The sequence below is a fragment of the Dankookia rubra genome (genome assembly GCF_004355005.1).
GTDB classification, from domain to species: Bacteria; Pseudomonadota; Alphaproteobacteria; order Acetobacterales; family Acetobacteraceae; genus Paracraurococcus; species Paracraurococcus ruber_A.
In genome coordinates, this window is the sequence record NZ_SMSJ01000048.1 from 36,958 (window position 1) to 43,410 (window position 6,453).

8 protein-coding genes are annotated in these 6,453 nt (G+C 76.3%); 5 read left to right on the plus strand and 3 right to left on the minus strand.

The features are described 5' to 3' along the window. Positions 1 to 8 precede the first annotated feature (8 nt). The 5 genes from E2C06_RS24645 (at position 9) to E2C06_RS24665 (ending at position 3,972) form a co-directional block, all read left to right on the plus strand. Positions 9 to 542: a DUF3305 domain-containing protein gene (locus E2C06_RS24645; RefSeq protein WP_133291241.1), complete on the plus strand. Its 534-nt coding sequence runs from the start codon at positions 9 to 11 to the stop codon at positions 540 to 542. After that, positions 539 to 1,171, plus strand: a complete 633-nt coding sequence (locus tag E2C06_RS40415; RefSeq protein WP_133291242.1) for a DUF3306 domain-containing protein — start codon at positions 539 to 541, stop codon at positions 1,169 to 1,171. The genes E2C06_RS24645 and E2C06_RS40415 overlap by 4 nt, the downstream gene beginning before the upstream one ends. A gap of 202 nt (positions 1,172 to 1,373) precedes the next feature. Continuing rightward, positions 1,374 to 1,967 (plus strand): TorD/DmsD family molecular chaperone, encoded by a 594-nt coding sequence (locus E2C06_RS24655; RefSeq protein ID WP_133291243.1) that lies wholly within the window; start codon positions 1,374 to 1,376, stop codon positions 1,965 to 1,967. Positions 1,968 to 2,196: 229 nt separating this feature from the next. Then, the gene (mobB, locus tag E2C06_RS24660; RefSeq protein WP_133291244.1) at positions 2,197 to 2,706 is read left to right on the plus strand and encodes a molybdopterin-guanine dinucleotide biosynthesis protein B; all 510 of its coding nucleotides are present in this window, start codon (positions 2,197 to 2,199) and stop codon (positions 2,704 to 2,706) included. Positions 2,707 to 2,712: 6 nt separating this feature from the next. After that, positions 2,713 to 3,972, plus strand: coding sequence for a molybdopterin molybdotransferase MoeA (locus E2C06_RS24665; RefSeq protein WP_133291245.1), 1,260 nt, complete (start codon positions 2,713 to 2,715; stop codon positions 3,970 to 3,972). Between the two features lie 156 nt (positions 3,973 to 4,128). Here the strand turns inward: E2C06_RS24665 and E2C06_RS37880 are convergent, their stop codons facing one another. The 3 genes from E2C06_RS37880 to E2C06_RS24675 all read right to left on the minus strand — a co-directional run. Next, positions 4,129 to 4,278: a hypothetical protein gene (locus E2C06_RS37880; RefSeq protein WP_165982637.1), complete on the minus strand. Its 150-nt coding sequence runs from the start codon at positions 4,276 to 4,278 to the stop codon at positions 4,129 to 4,131. A gap of 307 nt (positions 4,279 to 4,585) precedes the next feature. Then, positions 4,586 to 5,080, minus strand: coding sequence for an RNA pyrophosphohydrolase (locus E2C06_RS24670; protein ID WP_133291246.1), 495 nt, complete (start codon positions 5,078 to 5,080; stop codon positions 4,586 to 4,588). Between the two features lie 455 nt (positions 5,081 to 5,535). Continuing rightward, a partial coding sequence (locus tag E2C06_RS24675) for a divergent polysaccharide deacetylase family protein (RefSeq protein ID WP_206664678.1) occupies positions 5,536 to 6,453 on the minus strand: 918 nt, incomplete at its 5' end.

A 6,453-nucleotide genomic window follows, 5' to 3' on the forward strand; every position in this document is an offset into this window, starting at 1 on the left:
AGGCCGGTATGAGCGCCCGGCTCGAGGTTCCCGGCACCGTCCGCGTCCCCGTCGCGGTGCTGGTCGAGCGCCGGCCCGGCGTGACGCCATGGGCCGAGTGGTCCTGGCGCCCGGTCGAGGTGCTGGAGCAGGCGCCCGAGCTGCCGCCCTGGACCGTGCTGCGGGAGTCCGAGGGCCGCACCCTCTTCCTCGCCGGCCATGCCGAGGTGGCGCTGCACCCGACCGACACCACCAATTACCGCGACAACCTGACCGCCGCCGCGCCCTCGGTCTGGGTGGTGCTGCGGGAAGCGGCGACCGCCCCCGGCCTGGCGCTGCACCTCGTCACCGTCGATGCCGGGGAGGCGCATGTCTATGCCGATGCCGGCAACGACCTGCTGGAAGCCTTGCCGATGCCGCCCGGCCTGCGCGCCGTCACCGGGCGATTCGTCGCCGAACACCACGTCGAACGCCGCTTCCACAAGCGCCGCCGCGACCGCGCCGACCCCGAGGCGCTGGCCCGCGGCGGCGCCCGCCCGGAGGCGGAGGAGGAGGCCGGATGAGCGGGAGCGAAGGATTCCTCGGCCGCTGGTCGCGCCGCAAGCGCGAGGCCACCGTCACCCCGGCGCCGGCCGCGGCGCCGCCCGCCGCGGCGGCGCCCGCGGAGGCCCTGCCGGAATTCGACCCGGCGAGCCTGCCGCCGATCGAGAGCCTGACCGCCGACAGCGACATCACCGCCTTCCTCCGGCCGCAGGTGCCGGCGGCGCTGCGGAGCGCGGCGCTGCGCCGCGCCTGGACGCTCGACCCGGCGATCCGCGACTATGTCGGCCCGGCCGACTATGCCTGGGACTACAACGCCGCGGACGGGATGGCCGGCTTCTCGCTGGAACTGGGCGGCGACGTGAAGCGGCTGCTGGCCCAGGCCATCGGGCTGGTCGAGGAGGAGGAGAAGCCGCCCGAGGCGTCCGGGGAGGTGCCGGCAGAGGCGGTCGCGGAGATCCCCGGGCCGCCCGCGCCACTGACCGCCCTGGCCGCGCCGCCGGCCGACCTGGCCGCGGAGCCGGTGCCCGGACCGACGCCCGGAACGCTGCCTGCACCGCTGGCCGAACCGGCGCCTGAGGCCGGGGCCGGGCCGGCGCCGCCGGCCGCAGCCCCGCTGCCGCGCCGGCATGGCGGCGCCCGGCCGGTCTGAGGCGGATTGCCCGGAAGCGACCGCCGGGAGCGGCGGAGGGCCGGCGGCGATGCCGCATCCGGCGGGGCCGCGCCCGCCGGATCCCGCCGGGGCCGGACGGTGTCGATCCCGCTGCCGAGCCATCTTGCCGATCGCGAGCGGCACAGTCACCTACCGGCCGGATGCGGGCAGCCGGCGGGGCAGCACGGGGAGCCGGACCATCATGGCGATCAGCGACACGGCGCAGCGCGATTCGGTGGAGGCGGAGCGGGCGCAGCTCTTCGGCCTGCTCGCGCGGCTGCTCTCGGCCGTGCCTGATGCCGGCCTGCTGCGGAGCCTCGCGGGGCTCGCCGGCGATGCCAGCCCGGTCGGCCTTGCGATCGGCGGCCTGGCCCGCGCCGCCGCGGCGGCCGCACCGGCGGCGCTGGACCGCGAGTTCTTCGACCTCTTCACCGGCGTCGGCCGCGGCGAGCTGCTGCCCTATGCCTCCTACTACCTCACCGGCTTCCTGCACGAGCGGCCGCTGGCCGAGCTGCGCGGCGACCTCGCCCGGCTCGGCATCGCCCGGACCGAAAGCGTGGCGGAGCCGGAGGACCACATCGCCTTCCTTTGCGAAACCCTGGCCGGGCTGATCGAGGGCCGGCTCGGCCCGCCGGAGGAGGCCGCGCCCTTCTTCGCGCGGCACATGCGCCCCTGGGCGGCGCGCTGCTTCGCCGACCTGGAGAGGGCCGAGGCGGCGAAGTTCTACCGGTCCGTCGGCACGCTGGGACGCGTCGCCGTCGAGATCGAGCAGGCCGCGGCGGAACTGCCGCAATGAACAGCGTGCCAGGACCGGGGGAGGGATGGGCAGGCGCGGAAGGCAGGACGGGCAGGACCCGGCGCGGCGCGGGCCGCTGACCGCCGCGGCCTCGACCGGCCGAGGATGGGCGGCGCCACCCGCCGCGGCCATGGGGCGCGCGCGGCCGGGGCGGCCCGGCCTTCGCCGCGCCGCAGAATCCCGGCCCCGGGCGCTGCCGCCCTCCGGCGATCTGCTCTAAGCTGCCCGCATGAAGCTCATCGGCCTCGCCGGCTGGAGCGGGGCCGGCAAGACCACGCTCCTCACCCGGCTGATCCCCTGCCTCGCCGCGCGGGGGATCGGCGTCTCCACGCTCAAGCACGCGCATCACCGCTTCGACGTCGACACGCCGGGCAAGGACAGCTGGCTGCACCGGGAGGCCGGCGCCCGCCAGGTCCTGGTCGCCTCCGAGCACCGCTGGGCGCTGATGACGGAGAACCGCGGCGCGCCCGAGCCCGGCCTTCGCTTCCTGCTCTCCCGCCTTTCCCCGGTGGACCTGGTGATCGTCGAGGGCTTCAAGCGCGACAGCCACCCGAAGGTCGAGGTTTTCCGGGTTGCCAACGGCAAGCCCTGGATCCACCCGGAGGACCCGCATGTGGCCGCCGTGGCCAGCGATCTGCCCCCGCCCGGCGCGCTGCCCTGGTCCCCCCTGGACGATACGGAGTCCGTCGCCGATCTGGTGCAGCGGTTCGCCGTGGATCTCGCGGCCTGGCAGGGGTGAGGCGCATTGGCGCAGCTCTCGGATGACTGCTTCGCCTTCGGCGGCCCGCTGCTCTCGGTGGAGGCGGCCGAGGCGCTGATCGCCGACCGCGTCCCGCCGGTCGCGGGGATCGAGCAGGTCGGGCTCGCCGCGGCGCTCGGCCGGGTGCTGGCGCGCGACCTGCCGGCGCCGCAGCCGCTGCCGCCCTTCCACAACAGCGCGGTGGACGGCTACGCCTTCCGCCATGCCGACCTCGGCGCCGCCGGCCCGACCGCGCTGCGGCTCGAGGGCCGGGTCGCCGCCGGCCAGGCGCCGCCGCCGCTCTCCCCCCGCACCGCCGCCCGCATCTTCACCGGGGCGCCGATGCCGCGCGGCGCCGACACCGTGCTGATGCAGGAGGACGCGGCGCTGGAAGACGGCGCCGTCCTGGTCCCCGCCGGGCTGAGGCCCGGCGCCAATGCCCGGCCCGCGGGGGAGGACGTGGCCCAGGGCGCCCTGGCGCTGCCCGCCGGCCGCCGGCTGCGGGCGCCCGAGATCGGCCTCGCCGCCGCGCTCGGCTGCGCCGCGCTGGCGGTCGCGCCGCGCATCCGGGTCGGCGTCTTCTCGACCGGGGACGAGCTCGCCTCCCCCGGCACGCCGCTCGGCCCGGCGCAGACCCATGACAGCAACCGCTTCACCCTGCTGGCCCTGCTGGCGCGGCTGCCGGCGGAGGCCATCGACCTCGGCATCCTGCCCGACGACGCGGCGGACTGCGCCGCGGCGCTGCGGGCGGCGGCCGGCGGGCACGACCTGCTGCTGACCTCGGGCGGGGTGAGCACGGGGGAGGAGGACCATGTCCGCGCCGCCATCGAGCAGGGCGGCCGCCTGGTCTTCTGGCGCCTCGCGGTGAAGCCGGGGCGGCCGGCGGCGCTCGGCGTCATCGGCGGCACGCCGGTGCTCGGCCTGCCGGGCAACCCGGTGGCGGCGGTGGTCACCTTCCTGCACCTGGCCCGGCCGCTGGTGCTGCGGCTGGCGGGCGCCGCGGCCGAGCCGCTGCCCCGCTTCACCGCCGAGGCGGCCTTCGCCTACCGCAAGAAGGCCGGGCGGCGGGAATATGTCCGCGTCCGGCTGCGGCCCAGCGAGGGAGGGGGCGCGGCGCTGCCGGTCGCCGAGAAATTCGCCCGGGAAGGGGCGGGGCTGCTGACCTCGCTCACCGAGAGCGATGCCTTCGTCGAACTGTCCGAGGAGGTGCTGGCGGTGGCGCCGGGCGATGCGGTGCGGGTGCTGCCCTTCGCGGCGATGTTCTGAGCATCCGCCGCCGCATGCCCGATCGCCCGGCCCGGCCGGGCCTGCCGCCGCTTCGGCCTGGCGGTCGCCGGGCGGCGTCGTGCCTGCGGGCGCCGGCGTCGTCCGGCGGCCAACCGGGCGCCCGGCGCGGTCAGGCCGCGCGGCGGTCCCGCGGCCTCAGGGGAAATGGTCGAGGAACAGCCGCTGGGCGAGCGTGACCGGCAGCAAGGCCAGCGAAAGGGCGGTCATCAGCACCGCGCCGCCGAGCGCGGCAGCCAGCAGGGTCATGTTCTTGGCGCGCAGGCTGCGCGTGATTGCGTGTTGCACATCCGCCTCCCACCCGTTTCGAGTGCCTGCTGAAAATATCACGGTAGCGGACCAAGATCGTCCACGGGCCGGTGAGCGGCCCGGTCGTATCGGGGTGTTGATGACCGGCCCGTCCCGGGCCGGGGCGAGCCCTCGCACCCGCGCTGCGGCCGCTCGCCGCCTTTCCCTGCCGCCCCCGGCGGCGGTGCGCCTTTTCTGCTGAACGTGGAACGGTGGCGTCCGTTCCCCCCGCGCCGCTGCGCCACGGCCGCGGCTCGCGGCGGCAGGATGCCCTGGGCGGCCGCCGGGGCTTGCGCGAACCTCCGCCCTAGGGCGCGGCCAGCCCGGCGAAGTCGCGCGCCAGCGCCTCGTAGATCGGCCGCTTGAACGCGACCGCCAGTTCCGGCAGCTCCTCCAGTCGGGCCCAGCGCCAGGCGTCGAATTCCGGATGCGGGTCGAGGTCGAGCCGGATGTCGCCGTCCTCGCCGAGGAAGCGGAGCGCGAACCAGCGCTGCCGCTGGCCGCGATACCGGCCGTGCAGCGCCTTCCCGACCAGCGCCGGCGGCAGGTCGTAGGTCAGCCAGTCCGGATGCTCGGCGATGATCTCGGCGCGGGCGGTGCCGATCTCCTCCTCCAGTTCGCGGAAAACCGCGACGCGCGGGTCCTCCGCCCCGTCGATGCCGCCCTGGGGCAGTTGCCAGCCGCCGGCGGCGCCTTCGGCATTGGGGAAGTTCGCCCGGCGGGCAACCAGCACCAGGCCGTCTCGGTTGAACAGCACGGCCCCGACGCAGGGGCGGTAGTCCAGGGGGGCTGGCTGGTCCATGGCGGGTCTCCGCGATTCCGCCGGGCTTCTACCGGAGATCGCCGCGCCGGGCGACCGCAGGGGGAAAACCGCTCGATTTTCGCGGGTTGCCGGGGTATGGGAATATTGTCAACGCCAGCATCGGGCCAGACCGCAGCGGGGCGTGGCGGTCCGGGCGCGCGGAGCCGCCGGGAACACGGAAAGGGCGGTGCCGCAGTCGCGCGCGGGGCAGGTGGCGGCAGGGCGTGGCGGCCGCGATTGCCCGGACCTGCGCTGGCGGCGCCGGGCCATGGGGACGCCCGCCTGCCCAGCTTCGCCGCTTCAATTCCTCAATTGCGAAATTCCTGAAGCCCGCCGCGCCGCAAGCCGCGGAATGCCTGGCCATGGCGCCGGCCGGGCCGGAACGGCCTCAGGAGGATTGATGGGAATTGAGCGGAATTTCAGGCTTTAGGCGGTTCAGATCCTGAAGCCGCGGGTCAGCGTCCGCGGGCCGGCTCCACCTCCGGCCGCCGCACCAGCGCGGTCACTGGCGCCAGCACCAGGCCGCGCGACTCGACGCCGCCGGCCCAGGCCGCCACCCGGTCGACCAGCACCGGGGAGGCCTCCCCGGCATAGCCCAGCGCCGCGCCGTGCTCCCGCGCCAGCGCCTCCAGCTTCGCCAGCTTGAGATCGATCTCGCCGCGGGTGGCGGGGTCGTCCACCACCAGGTCGACGGCGCGGCCCCAGGCGCGCCACGGCGCCTTCGCCCCATCGGGGCGGGGGTCGAGGTAGAGCAGGCCGCGGGCATGCAGCGTCGCCTGCAGCGCGCTCATCGCCTCGCCCAGCTGGGCGAAGCGCTCGCCGCGCATCGGCCCCAGCGCGCCGATCGCGCCGACATAGCCGGTGAAGCGCGACAGCGCCCACAACAGGCGGTCGCCGTTCTCGGACGGCGAGAGGCCGGTCAGCAGCGCCCGGTCGCCCGGGTTGTTCAGCGGGTAGCCGGTCGGCTCCAACGGCAGCGCCAGCAGCAGCTCCTGCCCCTTGGCCCGGGCCTGGTCCAGCAGCAGCTCGACCCGCGGGGCATAGGGGCTGAAGGCGAGCGCGACGCCGCCGGGCAGCCGGCGGATGGCCTCCTCGGTCACCGCGGCATTCATGCCGAGGCCGCCGATGACGAGGCCGACCCGCGGCCGGGTGTCCTGCCGGTCGAAGGGCCTGCCATAGGCGCGGATCGAGGACCGGCCATCCGGCCCGATCCGCGGCAGCTTGCCATAGGGGCCGGATTCCAGCAGCGCCGGCTCCGCCGCCGGGCTCGGCCCGGCCGGCCGGGCGGCGCTGCGCAGGCTGGCCTCGGCCACGGGCGGGGGATCGGGCGCGGTGGCGGCGGCGGACGGCGCTGGGCGCGCGGCCGGGGCAGG

Excerpts from the sequence above, each read along its gene's own strand:
- E2C06_RS24645 (WP_133291241.1), top strand. The coding sequence starts at position 9 with ATGAGCGCCCGGCTCGAGGTTCCCGGCACCGTCCGCGTCCCCGTCGCG.
- E2C06_RS24655 (WP_133291243.1), top strand. The coding sequence starts at position 1,374 with ATGGCGATCAGCGACACGGCGCAGCGCGATTCGGTGGAGGCGGAGCGG.
- E2C06_RS40415 (WP_133291242.1), top strand. The coding sequence starts at position 539 with ATGAGCGGGAGCGAAGGATTCCTCGGCCGCTGGTCGCGCCGCAAGCGC.
- mobB (WP_133291244.1), top strand. The coding sequence starts at position 2,197 with ATGAAGCTCATCGGCCTCGCCGGCTGGAGCGGGGCCGGCAAGACCACG.
- E2C06_RS24670 (WP_133291246.1), bottom strand. The coding sequence starts at position 5,080 with ATGGACCAGCCAGCCCCCCTGGACTACCGCCCCTGCGTCGGGGCCGTG.